Origin of the sequence: Vibrio qinghaiensis (genome assembly GCF_002257545.1) — a bacterium.
In the GTDB taxonomy this organism is placed as follows: Bacteria; Pseudomonadota; Gammaproteobacteria; order Enterobacterales; family Vibrionaceae; genus Vibrio; species Vibrio ordalii.
Genome location: NZ_CP022741.1, coordinates 2150360 through 2170736, shown reverse-complemented (window position 1 = coordinate 2170736; position 20377 = coordinate 2150360). Strand labels below are relative to the sequence as shown.

The 20377-nt window shown below is 43.6% G+C and carries 20 protein-coding genes; 13 read left to right on the top strand and 7 right to left on the bottom strand.

The features are described 5' to 3' along the window. Positions 1–68: 68 nt before the first annotated feature. From CCZ37_RS10110 to CCZ37_RS10100, 3 genes are read right to left on the bottom strand one after another with little or no spacing between them, the layout of a single operon-like run. Positions 69–614, bottom strand: a complete 546-nt coding sequence (locus CCZ37_RS10110; protein WP_094500436.1) for a peptidylprolyl isomerase — start codon at positions 612–614, stop codon at positions 69–71. Continuing rightward, on the bottom strand, positions 614–1183 hold the full coding sequence (locus tag CCZ37_RS10105) for a YajG family lipoprotein (protein WP_094500435.1): 570 nt from the start codon (positions 1181–1183) through the stop codon (positions 614–616). The genes CCZ37_RS10110 and CCZ37_RS10105 overlap by 1 nt, the downstream gene beginning before the upstream one ends. 24 nt (positions 1184–1207) lie before the next feature. Next, positions 1208–2338: a methyltransferase gene (locus CCZ37_RS10100; RefSeq protein WP_094500434.1), complete on the bottom strand. Its 1131-nt coding sequence runs from the start codon at positions 2336–2338 to the stop codon at positions 1208–1210. 161 nt (positions 2339–2499) lie between these two features. On the opposite strand from CCZ37_RS10100, the gene CCZ37_RS10095 reads away from it, so the two are divergent. From CCZ37_RS10095 to CCZ37_RS10035, 13 genes are all read left to right on the top strand, one after another. Further along, a complete protein-coding gene (locus CCZ37_RS10095; RefSeq protein ID WP_094500433.1) occupies positions 2500–2808 on the top strand; it encodes a BolA family protein in 309 nt (102 codons plus the stop codon). A gap of 510 nt (positions 2809–3318) precedes the next feature. Beyond that, complete coding sequence (locus CCZ37_RS10090; protein ID WP_010320036.1) at positions 3319–4659, top strand: Na(+)-translocating NADH-quinone reductase subunit A; 1341 nt, start codon at positions 3319–3321, stop codon at positions 4657–4659. Between the two features lie 5 nt (positions 4660–4664). Further along, positions 4665–5909: an NADH:ubiquinone reductase (Na(+)-transporting) subunit B gene (locus tag CCZ37_RS10085; protein ID WP_010320035.1), complete on the top strand. Its 1245-nt coding sequence runs from the start codon at positions 4665–4667 to the stop codon at positions 5907–5909. Continuing rightward, the gene (locus CCZ37_RS10080) at positions 5899–6666 is read left to right on the top strand and encodes a Na(+)-translocating NADH-quinone reductase subunit C (protein ID WP_094500432.1); all 768 of its coding nucleotides are present in this window, start codon (positions 5899–5901) and stop codon (positions 6664–6666) included. Before CCZ37_RS10085 ends, CCZ37_RS10080 begins: the two co-directional genes overlap by 11 nt. Then, complete coding sequence (locus CCZ37_RS10075) at positions 6666–7298, top strand: NADH:ubiquinone reductase (Na(+)-transporting) subunit D (RefSeq protein ID WP_094500431.1); 633 nt, start codon at positions 6666–6668, stop codon at positions 7296–7298. Before CCZ37_RS10080 ends, CCZ37_RS10075 begins: the two co-directional genes overlap by 1 nt. A gap of 5 nt (positions 7299–7303) precedes the next feature. Beyond that, complete coding sequence (nqrE, locus tag CCZ37_RS10070; protein WP_010320032.1) at positions 7304–7900, top strand: NADH:ubiquinone reductase (Na(+)-transporting) subunit E; 597 nt, start codon at positions 7304–7306, stop codon at positions 7898–7900. 34 nt (positions 7901–7934) lie between these two features. After that, positions 7935–9158 carry an NADH:ubiquinone reductase (Na(+)-transporting) subunit F gene (nqrF, locus tag CCZ37_RS10065; RefSeq protein WP_010320031.1) on the top strand — a complete coding sequence of 408 codons (1224 nt, stop codon included), beginning with the start codon at positions 7935–7937 and terminating at the stop codon, positions 9156–9158. 184 nt (positions 9159–9342) lie between these two features. Further along, on the top strand, positions 9343–10350 hold the full coding sequence (locus CCZ37_RS10060; RefSeq protein WP_094500430.1) for an FAD:protein FMN transferase: 1008 nt from the start codon (positions 9343–9345) through the stop codon (positions 10348–10350). Between the two features lie 8 nt (positions 10351–10358). Continuing rightward, entirely contained in the window at positions 10359–10592 is a 234-nt protein-coding gene (gene nqrM, locus CCZ37_RS10055) for a (Na+)-NQR maturation NqrM (RefSeq protein WP_010320029.1), read from the top strand. Positions 10593–10710: 118 nt separating this feature from the next. Continuing rightward, a complete protein-coding gene (gene dinB, locus CCZ37_RS10050) occupies positions 10711–11775 on the top strand; it encodes a DNA polymerase IV (protein ID WP_094500834.1) in 1065 nt (354 codons plus the stop codon). A gap of 142 nt (positions 11776–11917) precedes the next feature. Continuing rightward, complete coding sequence (locus tag CCZ37_RS10045) at positions 11918–12661, top strand: YggN family protein (RefSeq protein WP_094500429.1); 744 nt, start codon at positions 11918–11920, stop codon at positions 12659–12661. Between the two features lie 63 nt (positions 12662–12724). Beyond that, on the top strand, positions 12725–14317 hold the full coding sequence (locus tag CCZ37_RS10040; protein ID WP_208613913.1) for a diguanylate cyclase: 1593 nt from the start codon (positions 12725–12727) through the stop codon (positions 14315–14317). Positions 14318–14443: 126 nt separating this feature from the next. Next, positions 14444–15799 (top strand): sodium-dependent transporter, encoded by a 1356-nt coding sequence (locus CCZ37_RS10035; protein WP_026027641.1) that lies wholly within the window; start codon positions 14444–14446, stop codon positions 15797–15799. Positions 15800–15905: 106 nt separating this feature from the next. Here CCZ37_RS10035 and CCZ37_RS10030 read toward each other — a convergent pair whose 3' ends face one another. The 4 genes from CCZ37_RS10030 to CCZ37_RS10015 form a co-directional block, all read right to left on the bottom strand. Continuing rightward, entirely contained in the window at positions 15906–17003 is a 1098-nt protein-coding gene (locus CCZ37_RS10030) for a succinylglutamate desuccinylase/aspartoacylase family protein (protein ID WP_088729107.1), read from the bottom strand. After that, positions 16963–17868 carry a 30S ribosomal protein S6--L-glutamate ligase gene (gene rimK, locus CCZ37_RS10025; protein WP_010320145.1) on the bottom strand — a complete coding sequence of 302 codons (906 nt, stop codon included), beginning with the start codon at positions 17866–17868 and terminating at the stop codon, positions 16963–16965. Before rimK ends, CCZ37_RS10030 begins: the two co-directional genes overlap by 41 nt. Then, positions 17868–18308: an ATP-dependent zinc protease family protein gene (locus CCZ37_RS10020; protein ID WP_094500427.1), complete on the bottom strand. Its 441-nt coding sequence runs from the start codon at positions 18306–18308 to the stop codon at positions 17868–17870. The genes rimK and CCZ37_RS10020 overlap by 1 nt, the downstream gene beginning before the upstream one ends. Positions 18309–18604: 296 nt before the next feature. Beyond that, the gene (locus CCZ37_RS10015) at positions 18605–20077 is read right to left on the bottom strand and encodes an aminoacyl-histidine dipeptidase (RefSeq protein WP_094500426.1); all 1473 of its coding nucleotides are present in this window, start codon (positions 20075–20077) and stop codon (positions 18605–18607) included. Positions 20078–20377: the final 300 nt, after the last annotated feature.

Below are 20377 nucleotides of genomic sequence, written 5' to 3'. Positions count from 1 at the left end.
TAACAAAGCAGCTTAGGTCGAAAGGCGACCCAATAAAATCAAACGCCGATAAATCGGCGTTGGTATGGTTATTGTTCTAGTGTGACATTCGTAATAACGATTGGTTCGATGGGGACGTCTTGCATTCGCCCTTTCGTGCTGGTCGGCTGTTGAGCCATTTTTTGCACAACATCAAACCCTTGCGTGACTTTACCAAAGACTGCATAACCCGGTGGGCGAGCGTTGTAGTTGAGAAAATCATTATCGACCAAGTTAATAAAGAATTGGCGAGTAGCCGAGTTAGGATCATTGGTACGCGCCATTGCGATCGTCGCAGTGTCATTGGTCAACCCATTGCTCGCTTCATTTTTGATGGGAGCATAAGTGGTGAGTTGTTTTAAATCCGCATCAAATCCGCCGCCTTGTGCCATAAACCCTGGAATAACGCGGTGAAATTGGCTGCCAACATAACTGCCATCTTGAACATATTTTACGAAGTTTGCGACAGTCGTTGGCGCTTTCTCTGTATTTAGTTCAATAGTGAACGCCCCTAAGTTAGTTTCAATCAGGACGTTGGGTGCCGCAAACACAGTGCAACTAAAGAGCGCCAGTGTCGTAACGAAAGAACGTAACATTAAAAGCGCTCCTGCAAATAGCTATTCAGTTCGCTGTCATTGGCAATTTCTTTAAGTACCAAGTTCATAACATCGTTGAGTACCATCTCAATCTCATCATTTGAAGCGCTGAGTGTACCGGAGCGTTTTGCCGTCCCGTTGAACGTTTTCACTAATTTGCCTTTTGGTGTTTCAGCGGTGATTTCAAGCGTGACACTGCCATCCATTTCATTTGACATAACGCTGTGTTTTACTGTTACTAGTGCTTCTGAAATTTCAGCTGTGACATTGTTTTCGCTGTTCACTGTCAAGCGATAGCCTTGAGACCCAAATTGCTCCGCCAACGCGTTCTCAACCGCAATACGAACGTTTTGCTTGGCATGAATGGGTTCAATATTGGATCGACCACTGTCCACTAATGCCACATATTGCGCCGATCGAACATCTTTGCTGACCAGAGTAAAGGCTTTATCGTTGACGACCGTATTTTTGCTGGTCGTTGCCGTGGGCATAAAGTTGATTTGCTGTTGCTGAGGTGCGGCACAAGCGGTGAGTAATGCGATTGAGGCTGCGAGAACCAGTTTTTTCATGGTCATTTCCTTTCTTATCCTTGCCTATTTAGTTGCTTGTAAGATAACAAATTTATGGTTGGTCGCGACAGTTTTTACCTGCCCTTGGCCAAATAATCTTGCTAGTTTTACATCGTAGCCGAGGTGGCGATTGCCGATCACTAATAATCGTCCCCCTTTTTTAAGAACATGCTTTGCATCACAGAACATCTGCCAAGCAATGTGATCCGTGATAGCTTGTTGTTGATGGAATGGTGGGTTGCACAATACTAAACAGCTACTCTCTTGTTGAAAACCATCTAAGCAGTTATTCGCAATGCATTGAATATTGCGATCTTCTCCTAAATTATCCACTAAGTTTTGTCTTGCAGACTCGACGGCCATCAAGCTTTCATCAACGCAGGTCATTCGTACTTGAGGATTGAGTTGGCCCATCTTGATTGATAACACCCCGTTGCCGCATCCAAGGTCGATGATGTGCTGTAACTTAGGATCTTGTGGAAGATGCTGTAGAAAAAAGCGTGCGCCGAGATCCAATCCCTCACCTGAGTAGACATTCGGCAGGTTTTTTAGATGGATGGATTCGTTTTCTACGGCCCATTCAGTTATGGGTTCCACCGTTTCAATCGGTGATACGTTCGGTGCTGAAAAAACGAGGCGGTGTTTTTTCCATGCAAGAGAAGTGCTTGTTGAACCTAAATACTTTTCAAATAAGTTTAAGGTTGATGTGTGGATCTCTTTCGCTTTGTTGACCGCTATCACAGGGCAATCTTGGGCAAGGGACTGACGGAGTTGGCTTAATTGCCAAACCAAGTGGCGATTGCTCTTGGGCAATTGAAAAAGCACCAGATCGACCGATTCAGGGATGGCATCCATTGTTGAAAGCAATTGCACGTTGCGGCACTGATTGCGCTGAAGATTGTTTAACGTACCTTGTTGCGAAATAAAAGAGTCGCTCATCATGGTGACGTGATGCTTATCTGCAAACCAACACGATAGAGCGCCAAAGTGATCGTTTAAAATAAGGATGCGTTTGCCTATTACTAAATTCAACGCTTCAATATGATTAATCACATATTCATCGCCCGCATCCCAAGCTTGTAATGTTTCATTTGAACGATGTGGGAAACGGTGCAAACTCAACGTTCGATCATGCAGTGCCAACTCTGTTTTCATAATTTTTTATAGGTCGTAGTGAGAATTACGGATGCATTGTCTCAAATGGCGTAGAAACAAGGAACCAAAACCTTTCGCTATTCTATAAGGCTAGTTAAACTTAAATCTCTTTACACTCGTATATATTCTCATGCTCTTATTTGAGGAAGAAAGGCAACGGTATGATCCAACCCATAATCGAACAAAAATTGCATCAAGCATTTCACCCTGATTATTTGAAAGTTGAAAATGAAAGCTATATGCACAATGTGCCTTCAGGATCGGAAAGCCATTTTAAAGTCATCGTGGTGAGTGACAGTTTTGAAGGAATGCGTTTGATTGGCCGTCACCGCCAGGTTAACCAAGTGTTGGCAGAAGAGTTAGCGAACCACATTCATGCACTCTCGATTCATACCTACACACCACACGAGTGGCAGGCGCAAATTAGTGGCGCACCTGATAGTCCTATGTGTATGGGCGGTGGAAAATAACTCGTTCAGAACCGTCTGAATATGCCGTTCTCTTATTCTGTTCTTTTTTGTTCTGTTTTTGAGCCGCATGTTAACAGTAGATCAACAAATTGACGAGATGAACAAGTTGAGAGAAATTGTTTTAGGTAGTGAATAGAAATAAATACTCATAAGGGGTAAGGAATAGGCTATTTGTGCGATGCTTCAAAGTTATGACTATTCGCTAGCCTTTATGATTCAAATCCTTCCAAATAAAACGACTTATCAGAGGATTGGTCATGGCATCAGGTTCCGAAAAAATGCTAAACTATTGCACCTAATGGATCTCATACCATACTTGTGATGAGGTTATTAAAAGGATGTTGCGGTTCTGGCGTTTAAAACAAGCCAAAATCGGACACAGAAATGTCGTGTCTAAGGCTGGTTTAACTTTCATTTGGCCTCTTATCAAGAACGACCATGAAAGATAAACAAGTCTTGAACTTACGCAATTAAAAGAATCTTTTTCCCGATAAAATAGTGCAAGTGCGTATGATTACAATAAAAAGGGGTTTGGACCTTCCTATTGCAGGAACTCCTTCCCAGGTGATTAATGATGGTAAAACCATCACTAAAGTCGCCTTGCTTGGCGAAGAGTACGTTGGCATGCGTCCTACCATGCATGTTCGCGTAGGCGATGAAGTAAAGAAAGCTCAAATTCTTTTTGAAGATAAAAAGAATCCGGGTGTTAAATTTACTTCACCAGCAAGCGGTAAGGTTATCGAAGTCAATCGTGGCGCCAAACGTGTCCTACAATCGGTTGTGATTGAAGTGGCAGGTGATGAGCAAATCACGTTCGATAGCTTTGAAGCTAGCCAACTAGCAAGTATTGACCGTCAAACGGTTAAAACTCAGTTAGTTGAGTCTGGTCTTTGGACTGCGTTGCGTACTCGTCCGTTTAGCAAGGTTCCAGCAATTGAGTCTTCAACTCAGGCTATTTTTGTGACAGCAATGGATACCAATCCATTAGCGGCAAAACCTGAGACGATCATTAATGAGCAATCTGAAGCATTCGTCGCTGGTCTCGATATCCTGTCAACTCTGACTGAGGGCAAGGTTTACGTCTGTAAATCTGGTACTAGCTTACCACGCTCTTCACAGCCAAACGTTGAAGAACATGTGTTTGATGGCCCACACCCTGCTGGTCTTGTAGGGACTCACATGCATTTCCTCTATCCAGTAAATGCAGTCAATGTGGCGTGGAGCATCAATTACCAAGACGTGATTGCGTTTGGTCAATTGTTCTTAACCGGTGAGCTATACACACAACGAGTGGTGTCGCTTGCAGGACCCGTGGTCAACAAACCTCGTCTTGTCCGTACTCAGATTGGTGCTAGCCTCGAAGAGTTAACGGATAACGAATTGATGCCGGGCGAAGTTCGTGTCATCTCTGGTTCTGTGCTTTCTGGTGTGAAAGCGACGGGGCCTGTAGCTTATCTTGGTCGTTACCACCTCCAAGTATCGGTTCTGCGTGAAGGTCGTGACAAAGATTTTCTTGGTTGGGCAATGCCTGGCAAGAACAAGTTTTCAGTCACTCGCTCTTTCCTTGGTCATCTATTCAAAGGTCAGTTGTTCAACATGACAACCACAACCAATGGTAGTGATCGTGCGATGGTACCTATTGGTAACTATGAAAAAGTGTTGCCACTAGATATGGAACCAACGCTCCTACTTCGTGACCTATGTGCAGGTGACATCGATAGCGCTCAACGTCTCGGTGCCCTTGAGCTGGACGAAGAAGATCTCGCATTGTGTACCTTTGTATGTCCTGGTAAATACGAATATGGTCAGCTACTTCGTGAGTGCCTAGATAAGATTGAGAAGGAAGGGTAATTTTCATGGGCCTTAAAAAGTTTCTTGAAGACATCGAGCATCATTTTGAACCTGGCGGTAAACACGAAAAATGGTTTGCCTTGTATGAAGCAGCCGCAACGCTTTTTTATACGCCTGGTTTAGTTACAAAACGAAGCTCACACGTTCGTGATAGCGTTGATCTCAAACGCATCATGATCATGGTTTGGCTAGCGGTATTCCCAGCGATGTTCTGGGGTATGTATAACGTTGGTCACCAATCGATTACTGCACTTAACCATCTGTATTCTGGCGCTGAATTGGCGACAGTCATCAGTGGTAACTGGCACTATTGGCTAACTGAAATGCTTGGCGGTACATTAAGTACGCAAGCCGGTTGGGCAAGTATGATGCTGCTCGGTGCGACTTACTTCCTACCTATCTACGCCACGGTTTTCTTGGTCGGTGGTTTCTGGGAAGTGCTGTTTTGTATGGTGCGTAAGCATGAAGTTAACGAAGGTTTCTTTGTTACTTCAATTTTGTTTGCTCTGATTGTTCCACCCACACTGCCGTTATGGCAAGCCGCTTTAGGGATTACCTTTGGTGTGGTTGTTGCCAAAGAAATCTTTGGTGGTACCGGGCGTAATTTCCTAAACCCAGCATTAGCTGGTCGTGCCTTTCTATTCTTCGCCTATCCAGCACAGATCTCTGGTGACGTTGTTTGGACAGCTGCAGATGGTTTTTCTGGCGCAACGGCCTTAAGCCAATGGGCTCAAGGTGGTAACGGTGCTCTGCTCAATAAGGTCACTGGCGAAGCCATTACTTGGATGGACGCGTTCGTTGGTAACATTCCTGGTTCTATCGGTGAAGTATCGACGTTGGCACTGGCGATTGGTGCGGCATTTATTGTCTACATGGGCATCGCTTCATGGCGCATTATTGCTGGTGTTATGGTGGGTATGATTGCCATTTCAACGCTGTTCAATGTCATTGGTTCAGACACAAATGCAATGTTTAATATGCCTTGGCATTGGCACCTCGTTCTTGGTGGCTTTGCGTTTGGTATGTTCTTCATGGCAACCGATCCAGTATCGGCTTCATTTACTAACAAAGGTAAATGGGCATACGGTATTTTGATTGGCGCAATGTGTGTGATGATTCGTGTGGTTAACCCAGCCTACCCAGAAGGTATGATGCTGGCGATCTTATTTGCGAACCTATTTGCACCTTTGTTTGACCATATTGTGATTGAGAAGAACATCAAGCGGAGACTAGCACGCTATGGCAAGTAATAACGACAGCATTAAAAAGACGCTGGGTGTTGTTATCGGATTGAGCCTAGTTTGTTCAATCATCGTATCGACAGCAGCGGTTGGCCTGCGTGACAAGCAAAAAGTTAACGCAGTACTTGATAAGCAAAGCAAGATTGTTGAAGTTGCAGGCATTAACGAGTCTGGTAGCGTGCCAGAGCTTTTTGCTAAATACATTGAACCTCGTTTGATTGATTTTAAAACTGGGAACTTTGTTGATGGCGATGCAACGGTCTATGATCAACGCAAAGCTTCTAAAGACCCAGCTCAATCTATCAAGCTAACAGCGGAACAAGATAAAGCGAAGATTATTCGTCGTGCCAATACTGGGGTTGTTTACCTAGTGAAAAGTGGCGACGAGATTTCTAAAGTGATTGTTCCCGTTCACGGTAATGGTTTGTGGTCAATGATGTACGCATTTGTGGCTGTAGAAACCGATGGTAATACCGTTTTCGGCATTACTTACTACGAACAAGGTGAAACTCCGGGATTGGGTGGTGAAGTTGAAAACCCATCATGGCGTGCTCAATTTGTTGGCAAGAAATTGTTTAATGACAACCACCAACCTGCAATCAAAATTGTGAAAGGTGGCGCTCCTGCCGGATCTGAGCATGGCGTTGATGGACTTTCTGGCGCCACACTGACCAGTAACGGTGTTCAACACACTTTCGACTTCTGGTTAGGTGATATGGGCTTTGGTCCATTCCTAGCAAAAGTTCGTGACGGAGGTTTGAACTAATGTCTAGCGCAAAAGAGATTAAAAAGAGCATTCTAGCGCCAGTGTTGGATAACAACCCAATCGCACTTCAAGTGCTTGGTGTCTGTTCTGCCCTTGCGGTAACCACAAAACTGGAAACGGCGTTTGTTATGACGCTAGCCGTTATGTTTGTAACAGCTTTCTCTAACTTATTCGTTTCGTTAATTCGTCACCACATTCCCAACAGTGTGCGTATCATCGTTCAGATGGCGATCATTGCTTCATTGGTTATTGTGGTCGACCAGATCCTACGCGCTTACTTATACGATATCTCGAAACAGCTATCGGTGTTCGTAGGGTTGATCATTACTAACTGTATCGTAATGGGCCGTGCTGAAGCATTTGCAATGAAGTCGGCACCGATTCCTTCCTTTATCGATGGTATCGGTAATGGTTTGGGCTATGGTTTTGTATTGATCACTGTTGGTTTCTTCCGTGAACTTCTCGGTTCAGGCAAGCTATTTGGTATAGAAGTGCTGCCATTGGTTAGCAATGGTGGTTGGTATCAACCCAATGGTTTAATGCTATTGGCGCCTTCTGCGTTCTTCCTGATTGGTTTTATGATTTGGGCGATTCGTACGTTCAAACCTGAACAACTAGAATCGAAGGAGTAAAGGTCATGGAACATTATATTAGTCTACTTGTTAAGTCGATTTTCATCGAAAACATGGCGTTATCTTTCTTTCTAGGTATGTGTACTTTCCTTGCCGTATCGAAGAAAGTTAAGACTTCTTTTGGTTTGGGAATTGCTGTTGTTGTGGTTTTGACAATCTCAGTGCCTGTTAACAATCTAGTGTATAACCTAGTACTGAAAGAAAATGCTCTGGTTGATGGCGTTGATTTAACATTTCTTAACTTCATTACCTTTATCGGTGTTATTGCTGCATTGGTTCAGATCTTAGAGATGATATTGGATCGTTTCTTTCCGCCTTTGTATAACGCGCTGGGCATTTTCTTACCTTTAATCACAGTGAACTGCGCCATTTTTGGCGGCGTGTCTTTCATGGTTCAGCGTGATTACAACTTTGCTGAATCTGTGGTTTATGGTTTTGGTTCGGGTGTGGGTTGGATGCTAGCGATCGTCGCTCTTGCTGGTATTCGTGAAAAAATGAAATATTCAGACGTACCTCCGGGTCTTCGTGGTTTAGGTATCACTTTTATCTCGGTAGGTTTAATGGCGTTAGGCTTTATGTCTTTCTCTGGTGTTCAACTGTAAGTCGGGTAAACCGTAACAATTAAGGAAATAGTCAATGGACATTATTCTTGGTGTAGTGATGTTTACCCTGATTGTTCTAGCACTCGTTTTGGTCATTCTATTTGCCAAATCTAAGCTAGTTCCAACAGGCGACATTACAATTTCAATTAACGGTGATGCAGAAAAGTCTATCGTGACTAACCCAGGCGGCAAGCTACTGAGCGTACTTGCAGGTTCTGGTGTCTTTGTATCATCTGCTTGTGGTGGTGGTGGCTCTTGTGGTCAATGCCGTGTAAAAGTGAAATCTGGTGGTGGTGATATTCTTCCTACTGAACTTGATCACATAACTAAAGGTGAAGCTCGTGAGGGTGAACGTTTAGCGTGTCAAGTGGCTGTGAAAACAGACATGGACATTGAACTTCCAGAAGAAATCTTTGGTGTTAAAAAGTGGGAATGTAGCGTTATCTCTAACGACAACAAAGCCACCTTCATTAAAGAGCTTAAACTTCAGATCCCTGATGGCGAATCAGTACCTTTCCGTGCTGGTGGTTACATTCAGATCGAAGCGCCAGCACACCATATCAAATATTCAGATTTTGACGTGCCAGAAGAGTATCGTGGCGATTGGGACAAATTTAACCTGTTCCGCTACGAGTCAAAAGTTGATGAAGATATTATTCGTGCTTACTCAATGGCGAACTACCCAGAAGAGTTCGGTATTATTATGCTAAACGTGCGTATTGCTACGCCGCCGCCTAATAATCCCAATGTGCCTGCGGGTCAGATGTCTTCTTACATTTGGTCACTGAAAGAAGGTGATAAATGTACTATTTCTGGTCCATTTGGTGAGTTCTTTGCCAAAAATACGGACGCAGAAATGGTCTTTGTCGGTGGTGGCGCGGGTATGGCTCCAATGCGTTCACACATCTTCGATCAGCTTAAGCGTTTAAAATCTACCCGTAAGATGTCTTACTGGTATGGTGCGCGCTCTAAGCGTGAGATGTTCTACGTTGAAGATTTTGACGGCCTTGCAGCTGAAAACTCGAATTTTGTATGGCACTGTGCGCTTTCTGATCCAATGCCTGAAGATAACTGGGATGGATACACAGGCTTCATCCACAATGTATTGTATGAAAACTATCTGAAAGATCATGAAGCGCCTGAAGATTGTGAATACTACATGTGTGGTCCACCGATGATGAATGCGGCTGTGATTGGCATGCTGAAGAACCTTGGTGTAGAAGATGAGAACATCCTTCTTGATGACTTCGGTGGTTAATTCACTGAAGTAAGTAAAACCTATGGCTGGCTCTGATGAGTCAGCCATTGTTTTTTTAGTTTTAGTTTTAGTTTTGCCTTGTGGCTTTGAATTCCAACTCAGTTAACATAGAAAATAGGTGTAAGAATTTCTTTTCCATAACCACTTCTTTTCTATATTCACTTTCATTTTTAGGAGTAAACAAGTGAAAAAATGGCTTGTTGCGTTAGCTTCTCTATTCATCTTGGCGGGTTGTGAAAAATCGGTTGAGCAAGTTCATCTCAGTGGCCCTACCATGGGCACTACTTACAATATCAAATACCTGAAAGCCGAAGGGATCCCTAGCCCGGAGACTCTCCAAAAGGAAGTTGATCGTTTGCTGGAAGAAGTGAACGATCAAATGTCGACTTATCGTAAAGATTCCGAACTCAGCCGTTTTAATCAATATCAAGGAACGGAGCCTTTTGCGGTTTCTTCTCAAACCGCAACCGTGGTGAAAGAAGCGCTGCGTCTTAACGGCCTTACTTTAGGTGCATTGGACGTGACTGTCGGTCCTTTGGTTAATCTATGGGGTTTTGGCCCAGAAGCTCGTCCTGATGTTGTGCCAAGCGATGCCGAATTGGCTGAGCGTAAAGCCAATATAGGCATTGAGCACCTTAGCGCAACCGACACTACGTTAAGTAAAGATCTTCCTAATCTCTATGTGGACCTCTCAACTATTGCGAAAGGATGGGGAGTAGACGTAGTCGCTGACTACATTCAAGCACAAGGCATTACCAATTACATGGTTGAAGTCGGTGGCGAGATGCGCTTAAAAGGCGTAAACCGAGAAGGTGTACCTTGGCGAATAGCGATAGAGAAACCGACGGTTGATGAGCGTACCGTTCAAGAGATCATTGAACCTGGTGATATGGCGATTGCCACTTCGGGTGATTATCGCAACTATTTCGAGCAAGATGGTGTGCGTTATTCTCACATTATCAATCCTATCACTGGAAAACCCATCCATAATAAAGTGGTGTCAGTCACTGTGTTGGATGCTTCTTCAATGACGGCAGATGGCCTAGCGACGGGATTAATGGTACTAGGAGAGACGAAAGGCATTGAGGTTGCAGAGCAATATAATATTCCTGTGTTCATGATTGTGAAAACAGAACAAGGTTTTGAAGAGATTGCCTCCAGTGCATTTAAGTCATTTCTAAATAAAAAGTGAGTTAAGTTATGAATACTTTTTTCATTACATTCAGTGTATTTCTGTGTGTCATTGCCGCGATGGCGGTTGGCTATATCTTTCAAAAGAAAGTAGTCAAAGGTAGTTGTGGTGGATTAGGTGCTGTCGGCATTGAAAAAGTGTGCAATTGCCCAGAGCCTTGTGATGCACGTAAAAAACGCGAAGCTAAGGCCGCAGCAAGAGCTGAAAAGTTAGCGCATTGGGAAAAAGATCGCATCGCCTGAACTACGATTAAAGAGCCTGTTTTGTGTAGGCTCTTTAATTTTTAAAAGCAATTCATTTCAATCCATAGAAATCAAGAATATACTGTTTATGCATACAGGTTTTTTAAATGGTTTTGAATTGGAAAATAAAATCAAAAAAATCATTCATATTGATATGGATTGTTTCTACGCTGCGGTAGAAATGCGTGATAACCCTGAATATAGGCATCGCCCTCTAGCTGTGGGTGGTCATGAAAAGCAGCGTGGTGTGTTAAGTACTTGCAATTATGAAGCGAGGAAATTTGGCGTTCGATCTGCCATGCCAACCGCTCAAGCATTAAAACTATGCCCTAATCTACTGGTCGTTCCGGGCCGTATGTCGGTATACAAAGCTATTTCTATTCAAATCAGACAAATATTTGAACGTTATACTTCCATTATTGAGCCGTTATCATTAGATGAAGCATTTCTTGATGTGAGTGATTCACCGCTATGTCAAGGAAGCGCAACATTGATAGCTCAAGCCATTCGCCATGATATCTACAACGAACTTCAACTGACCGCCTCTGCGGGCGTAGCACCTGTAAAGTTTTTGGCCAAAGTGGCTTCTGATATGAATAAGCCTAACGGCCAATTTGTAATACCGCCCGATAAAGTACAGCAAGTGGTCGATTTATTGCCACTAGAGAAAATACCCGGTGTCGGTAAGGTGAGTCTGGAAAAACTGCACCAAGCAGGTTTTTATAAATGTGAAGATATCAAGCTGACCGATTATCGAGAACTACTGAGTAACTTCGGCAGGTTAGGAGCTTCATTATGGAAGAAAAGTCATGGCATTGATAATCGCGAAGTGGTGACCGAAAGGGAGCGAAAATCATTAGGTGTCGAAAGAACGTTTAGCCAAAATATCTCAAGCTATGAAGAGTGCTGGCAGGTGATTGAGCATCATCTTTATCCAGAGATAAAAGCGAGGTTAGGCAGAGTGAGTGTTGATGGTTCGATTATTAAGCAAGGGATCAAAATTAAGTTTGCCGATTTTCAACTCACGACGATTGAGCATCTTCATCCACAGTTAGATCTCAATGATTTTAGAACTCTTTTGGAAAATATTTTGTTGCGGCAAAATGGGCGAGAAATTCGCTTACTCGGTTTGCAAGTGATGTTAAAGCCAGAAATGCTTAATAAGCAGCTCAGTTTTTTTTAAATTAGTGAAACAAACTAACATTTATGTCATTAAATTGACGGTTTTTAGGTTGAAATCATTTATATTGCTAGCGAGAAGTACTAACTCATCAAATATCCACACCTGATATGGTTAGTCATAAAACGATCGATGAGAGAAAACAATGAAAAAAGTAGTGCTAGTCACTTCAATGCTGTTGAGTTTCCCTTTGTGGGCCGCACAGTGCCGAGTTGATGTTAACCATGAAGTTCACCTTGATGGTGATAAGGTTGAAATTCTCAAAACGAGCACCGACACCGTTTTGATGGATAAACAGAACAATCTCTATATCCGTGGTGAAAAAATGGAGCTCGACAGTGATCAGAGAACGGCCCTTGAGCAGTATCGAGAAAGAATGAATGCTTCATTGCCTAAACTGAAACAGATGGCGAGTGATGGCTTGGTTATGGCGAATAATATTTTGGATGATGTCGCGAAAAGTATTGGATCTCCCAACGCTTTCGATAGCGCCAAGCAATCCATGGCTGCTTTTTTTGCCAATATTGAATCTCGTTATTACAAAGATGGTGAGCTGGTTCTCCCTGCGCAGACTTTTGAATCAATGACGCAAACTTGGGCCGATGATTTTGAAAAAGCGAAAGCTTTATTTAACAAAGAGTTTATATCCGGTGCCTTTGATGCTCTTTCACTGAAAATGAAAGAAGAGGGGGGATTAAACATCACAAAATTGACCGATACCATGGCGGACTTAAAAGTTAAGTTAGCTGAGCGGATTCAAGAAAACGCCGCCACAATTCAAAAAGAGAGCCGTGATTTTTGTGAGTCGCTCGATGATATGGTTGAGCAAGAGCAGCAACTGCACCAAAAAATACCTCTATTAAAAGATTATCAAGTATTTACCATCTAAACTGAAAGAGCACATTCGGTGCTCTTTATTTGTCTATGATGTTATCTCAATTTGCTGGTATGGATGTCGTTTAATAATTTTAGTTTGAGATGGTTAACAGCATTAGTTTCAATAGCCTTCGTTGTGCTGTTTATTTTGTGTTATCTACTATTTAAGTTTATGTGGTCTTATGATCGCGCTGTTGAAGATGCTCTTTCTTTGCAACGCAATGAGGTAAACCGAGTCCAAACCATTCTTAAGATGCAAAAAGCAGACATGGGTGCATCACTGGCTGATTATGCTGCATGGAATGAAATGGCTGATTTTATTGCCAAGCCTAATGATGATTTTATTCGCGACAGTATTGGTGATCACGCCTTTGAATCTAAGTTACTCGACGGTATTTTTATTTTTAATCCGGATATGCGGTTAGTCTGCGGCATGTTTTATGACTATGATACTGGCAATGAAGCCAGCTATGATACGATTCGATATAATTTTGGTGATATTTTGGCGAGTGCGATGAAAGCACCGAAAGATTTCATCAAACCGGACCTCAGTTTTATCGTGATAGATAACAAACCTTTTATCGTCGCAACCTCTCGAGTTTGCAATAGTAATGCAAAGGAATGCGATAAAGGTTATTTACTTTTTTTAAAAAGGATAAGCGAGCAGTTTATCAATGAGCTTGTGACGGCGACAGGTGTCAATGTGGAAGTGATGTTGATCAATAAGCGCAATGATCAACCTATTGTCGCTGCTCAACCTACTGTCGCTGCTCAACCTACTGTCGCGCCACACAATAACAATATCTCCTACCTTGAAATGCTTGATTACCGAAACCGCCTCACCATATTAATTAAAATAAATCATACGGTTAAAGTGCCGCCATTTATTCAATGGCAGGAGCTTTCAGGGCTTGCCGCTTTCTCTATCCTGATGTTCTTCTTGAACTTAGTCGTAGCGAATAAAGTGGTTAAGCCAATTAACAATGCTAATCAAGTATTGGAGCAATTTAAAGCTTCGGGTGGAAAGATGCCTAGTGAACGCTCCTTTATATCGAAGGAAATGAAGGAGTTTTCTCGTACGATGAGCCAAATAGTATGGGAGCTGGAAATTAGTCGGCGTGAACTAAAATGGCAATCAGAGCACGATCCACTCACACGTATTGCGAACCGTCGCCGTTTAGAAAAGGTCTTTAAAAGCTATATTGTTGATTATCAATTCAGGCATATCGTACTGTTTTTAATCGATATTGACTATTTTAAACTATTCAATGATCACTACGGCCACTTAGAGGGTGATGAAGCATTGAAATCAGTGGCTTCTAGCTTAAATACTCTGGATTTTAGCGGTGAAAAACTGGTTGCTCGCTTTGGTGGAGAAGAGTTTTGTGTAGTTTTGGCGAGCGACATCGAAATTGATGGTCAAGCTTATGCTAAACGACTGATCGAATCGGTTGAATCGCTGCGCATTACCCACCAATTTTCCCAAGCTAAGAAGACGCTTTCAATCAGTGTCGGAGGGGTTGAGATTGATACACCGCAGTTGAGTCACTATCTAGATTTTTTTCATGTGGCTGATAGAGCACTTTATGCAGTCAAAGCCCAAGGAAGAGGTCGTTACCTCGTGCAAAAATTCACCTCTAATCTCCCGTCAGTATTGCCTGTTCAATAATCTTTACGAAGTAAATTCTGTTTATTTTTGCACTGATTGTGCAATAAATAAGCAGTGCAATTGCTCAGTTTGATGGTCTGTATTACTGTACTAGCTAACTAGTCTATTGATATTTGTGTGAGTGGTATGACACAGTCTGATTCTCGTGAACATTTTGGTTCACGTCTTGGTTTTATTCTTGCGGCGGCGGGTGCGGCAGTTGGCCTAGGTAATATCTGGGGCTTTCCAACCCAAGCGGCAAGCAACGGCGGCGGCGCATTCTTATTGGTTTATTTGGTGATGATCATGGTCGTTGCCTTCCCTATGTTAGTGGTTGAAATGGCGATAGGCCGTTTTGGGCAAGCAAACCCTGTTGATAGCATGCGCTCATTAACGCCTCATCCACTAGGTAAAATGGTCGGTGGCTTTGTCGGTTGGATTGGTTTGAGTGTTCCGAGTGCGGTACTGGCGTTTTACAGCATCGTCGGTGGCTGGCTAATCTGCTTTTTACTCGGTGCGATGACTGAGTTATTGGGTTTTGTGGAAATCACAGCTTGGTTGAAAGGGTTTAGTGTTGAGCGTAACTTATTCGGAACCTTGGTGTTTTATATTTTGACGATTCTAATCGTGCAAGGTGGTGTTAAAGACGGGATTGAAAAATGGTCAACGCGTTTAATGCCTGCATTGTTTGTACTGTTTGGTGTGCTGTTTGTTTACATCATGATGCAAACTGGTGCGATGGAAGGTTTACAACACTATTTGGTCCCTGATTTTTCAAAGGTGTTTGACAGACATCTCTTACTGGCGGCAATGGGGCAAGGTTTCTTCTCATTAACCATAGGTGGCTGCTCGATGCTGATTTACGGATCTTATCTGAGTAAGCAAGAAAACCTGCCGAAGATGGCACTAAATGTGACTTTAGTTGATACCGCCGTGGCTTTTATTGCTGGTCTTGTCGTGTTGCCTGCGATGTTTGTTGCGATGCATAAAGGAGTGGAAATCTATGCCGCTGACGGTTCTTTACTCAATTCAGACACGCTCGTTTTTACCGTGTTGCCATTGATGTTTGATAGCCTTGGTTGGATGGGTCAGGTGTTTGCGATCGTATTTTTCACTTTACTGACGATCGCCGCGTTAACCTCTTCTATCTCTATGCTGGAATGCCCAGTAGCCTTAGTCAGCGAGCGTTTTAACACGAAACGTGCACCAACAAGCTGGGTATTAGGCGCGTTAATTGCGCTAGTCAGTGTTGTTATTGTTTATAACTTTGGTGCGCTATTTGGCTTAGTGGCAACGGTTGCGACGCAATATTTGCAGCCGACAGCAGCGCTGATGTTCTGCCTATTTGGCGGTTGGGTATGGCGTCGTCACGCGAAGGTCAAAGAGTTAGAGCAAGGTTTCCCTGAGTTCCAATTGGGTTGGTTTGGTAAAATCTGGCCTTGGTATGTGAAATTTGTCTGCCCTGTATTAGTGGCTACGGTGATTTGGGCTTCGTTCGGTTAATGAGTTACTTTCTTCATCCCACTCACGCTTAAACAGCATAAAGCCCTTTGAATAAGGGCTTTATTATTGAACTTATGTGTCTCTATTGTTTAGACTTATCGACTATTTAGACCATCGACGGTGGCATCAGGTGTCCCGTGGTTAGAGGTTCTAAATCGCTGTCTGCGACCTCTTCAATAAAATCGCCCACGACTTGCTCAACCATCTCATCGCTTTGCGAGAAGTAGGCGAGATGGAATACGGCATCTCCTTCATTAACAAGAGGCAGAGTTTGTTGGCCAATCACAATACCACCCTTATTGGCTCTTAATTCGACTTCGACATGACCAAGCGGTGAGTTGATATAGGCAAGCACTTGTCCTTTCTCGACCTTGTCACCAAGCGTCACCACAGTGCGCAAGATGCCATCGCTTTCGGCTCTTAGCCAACTGGTTGATTTTGCGATGATCGATGTCGGTACGGCCTTGCGACTCTTGCGCATCATACCAATGGCTTGCATGGTGCGTTTTACACCGACAATACCCGCATTGATGGCAATGGGTTCAAATTTTAGCGCTTCACCTGCTTCATAAGTTAATACTGTGATGCCTGATTTCTCCGCTTCACTTCTGAGCGAGCCATTACGCAGTGGAGAGTCGATGATCACTGGGGTTGCAAATGCTTGGGCAATACGCAAGGTTTCAGGATTAGTGAGATCGGCGCGGATTTGTGGCAAATTCGTGCGGTGAATCGCACCAGTATGCAGGTCGATGATGTAATCACAACGTAAAGCGACTTGGGAAAAGAAAGTATGTGCAATGCGAGAGGCGAGGGAGCCAGTTTCACTTCCAGGGAAGCAGCGATTGAGATCGCGTCGATCAGGAAGGTAGCGAGATTTATGAATAAAGCCAAAGGCATTGACGATGGGGACAACAATCAGTGTCCCTTTTAGTTTTTGCGGGTCGATGGAGTTGATCAGTTGACGGACTATTTCAACGCCGTTCAGTTCATCACCATGGATGGCGGCATTGATCATCAAGGTTGGGCCAGTGGATATTCCATTAATGATTTCGATAGGAATAGAGAGCGGCGAGTGTGTATAAAGCTTAGCCGCTTCTAGCTCCATTGCCTTGCGCGTTCCTGGGGGAACTGAATCCCCCAGGAAATGAAATGCTGTGTTTTTCCTAACCTTTGCCACGTGTTTTTGTCCCTTTCGTTGCCGCATTTTTTTCAATAAATTCGACAATCAACCCGGCGATATCTTTACCAGTAGCAGCTTCAATACCTTCAAGACCTGGCGATGAATTGACTTCCATCACTAGTGGGCCACGTTCCGATCGCAAAAGATCCACACCCGCAACATTGAGACCCATAATCTTCGCCGCATCGATAGCCGTCTTACGTTCTAGGGGAGTAATTTTTACCAAAGAGGCCGTTCCGCCGCGGTGTAGATTAGAGCGAAACTCACCATCGGCACCTTGCCGTTTCATGGCTGCGATAACTTTGTCGCCAATAACGAAACAGCGAATATCGGCGCCACCGGCCTCTTTGATGTACTCTTGCACCATGATATTGGCTTTCAGGCCCATGAACGCTTCGATCACACTTTCTGCTGCTTTGCGTGTTTCCGCTAACACTACACCGATGCCTTGAGTTCCTTCAAGTAATTTAATCACTACCGGTGCTCCTCCGACCATGTCGAGTAAGTCTTTGACATCATCGGGTTTACTGGCGAAACCTGTAATTGGCATACCAATGCCGCGACGAGACAATAGCTGCATTGAGCGAAGTTTATCTCTGGAACGGCTAATAGCCACAGATTCATTGACGGGATAAACCCCCATCATTTCAAATTGGCGTAATACCGCAGTGCCGTAAAACGTAACGGATGCACCAATACGAGGAATGACTGCATCAAAACCCGCTAACTCTTCACCTTTAAAGTGAATTTCGGGTTTTTCAGAATTGATATTCATATAGCAACGCAGCCCATCAATCACTTTGACTTGGTGGCCACGGCTTTTACACGCTTCAATCAGACGCTTGGTTGAATACAACGAAGCATTACGTGACAGAATACCAATTTTCATTATTTGCTCTCCTCGAAAGCGATTAAAAACGATTTAGTAGGATCAACTAAAATTCGATGGTGCATTGCGGTGCGACCTAATAGCATGCGAAAACCCATATTTTCGCGATTGGTTAACGTTATTTCAATGGGCCAAGTTTGGCCGCCCAAACTGACGTCTGATTGAATAACGTAACGGGATTCTTCATGGCCGCCAGAATCACGGACGATTCGTTCATCGAGGACCTTAGCTTCACAAACCGTGACTTTTTCATTATTACGTTGCAAAGGATGGATCCAAAAGCGAACCCAAAGAGCCTCTTCTTTGGTGAAGCTCTCTACCTTAAATGCGTGTAAGCACGACGTGCGGGCTCCGGTATCGACTTTGGCATTAATTTGCTCAATACCTAACCCTGGAAGGCTGAGAGTTTCTCGCCATCCGACAATCATTTTTTCTTTCATCGCAGTTTCAATATTTTTGGAGAATGTAAGACGCCGCTAAGGAGTAGCCGCATCCCCGATACAACTTTTAAATGGTGTTATCGCTTGAAGAGAGTGTGGTGAATAACTCTAGGAACTTCAAGGGGGCGAACTCTAGCAGTCACAAAAAATGTGCGCTAATGAAATTAATTTGCCTTATCGATAAAATTAATTGATAGAAAAGATGTCGAAGTGGAGGCCGAATTCCCTTGCTAAAGCAAGATATTCATCTACTTGTTATTAAAAAATGGCTAAGGAATTCGACATCCGAGTAGGTGTTAAGCTTTGGCTGGAATATGCTCTAGTAAGGCAACCATTTGCTCCCAGAAAAGGTCGACTGTGTCGATCTTAACTTTCTCATCCGGTGAGTGAGGGAATTTAATGGTTGGGCCAAATGAAACCATATCCATATCTGGGTAAGGTTTTTTGAAAAGACCACATTCTAGGCCAGCATGGATCACCATGATATTCGGTTTATGACCGTAAATACCTTGGTACATGTCTCTGAAAACAGCCATGATCTCTGAATCGGCATCTGGTTTCCAGCCCGGATAAGCACCAGTAAAGGCAATTTCCGCATTCGCTAGCTCAGCAACGGATTTGAGCATGCTTTCAACCTGTTGGCGACCTGAATCAATCAGAGAACGAATAAGGCATAACACAGTCACAGAGTTTTCTTGTGTGGTAATCACACCGACATTCAATGAGGTTTCAACCACGCCTTCAATTTCATCGCTCATCCGGATCACACCGTTTGGACATGTGTTTAATGCGGCAATAAAACGTTGTTGATCAACAAGAGCGAAGACGTTTTTCGCATTCTCTTGTGTGTTGTTGAAGGTGACGATTCCCGTTTCCACGCGTCCAAGCTCTTCTTTCACGAGCAGGGTGTAGGCACTAAATAGTTCATCCAGTTTCACTACATTTTCTGCAGGAATGGCCACAGTGACAAAGGCTTCTCGAGGAATGGCGTTACGCAAGCTACCACCGCGAAACTCGATCAAACGTAAATCAAGCTCTTGTGCGTGACCAGCAAGAAAACGGGCCAGCAGCTTATTGGCATTCCCTCGGCCGGTATGAATATCACACCCTGAGTGACCTCCTTTTAATCCTTTTAAAGTCAATTGACGCGTTATGTAACCGACTGGCATGGCTTGTCGTTGGATATGAAAAGTCATTGCACCATCAATACCACCAGCGCAGCCCATATACACTTCGCCCTCTTGCTCTGAATCAGTATTGAGCAGGATCTCTCCTTCTAACCAACCCGCTTCAAGGCCGAAAGCACCTGTCATACCCGCTTCTTCATCAATCGTCAGTAACACCTCAATAGGACCGTGCTTGAGCTCTTTTGACGCGAGAACAGCCAAACATGCTGCCATACCCATACCGTTATCGGCACCTAAAGTGGTTCCTTTGGCTGTTACCCATTCGCCATCGATATACGGTTGGATAGGGTCCTTAGCAAAGTCGTGCTGCGTGTCTTCGTTTTTTTGCGGCACCATATCAATATGAGCTTGTAGAACCACACCTTTCTTATGTTCCATGCCAGCTGTCGCTGGTTTTTTTATGAAAACGTTACCGGTTGGATCTCGGCGTACCGCTAAACCCTGCTCTGTCGCCCACTGGATGATGTATTGGGCTAAGGCTTCTTCATGCTTAGATGGGTGAGGAATGGAACAGATTTTATCGAAAAATTGCCATACGGGTGCCGATGACAATTTACTGATTTCAGAATAGAACTCAGACACGGAATACTCCTTTTATTCGAGCTTGCCAGATCATGAACAGGCGAAATGTTTCTTTGGTAGCGATATCGACTAGATCTGAGCATGACTTGTAGTGGTGGACAGCATACCACTCTCGACAATCAGCGAGTAGCCTCACCGCTTGAGAATTGTTTTATTGGTGTCACATTAAATCGACTGTAGCGTATAGAAGAGATGACACAATCGGCGATGAGATTCTTCCCCTTACCGCCTAATAATCATTTTTTGCTGATATTTGTGTAATTTAATTACCTAAATCTGTTGATGCAGATCATTAAAATA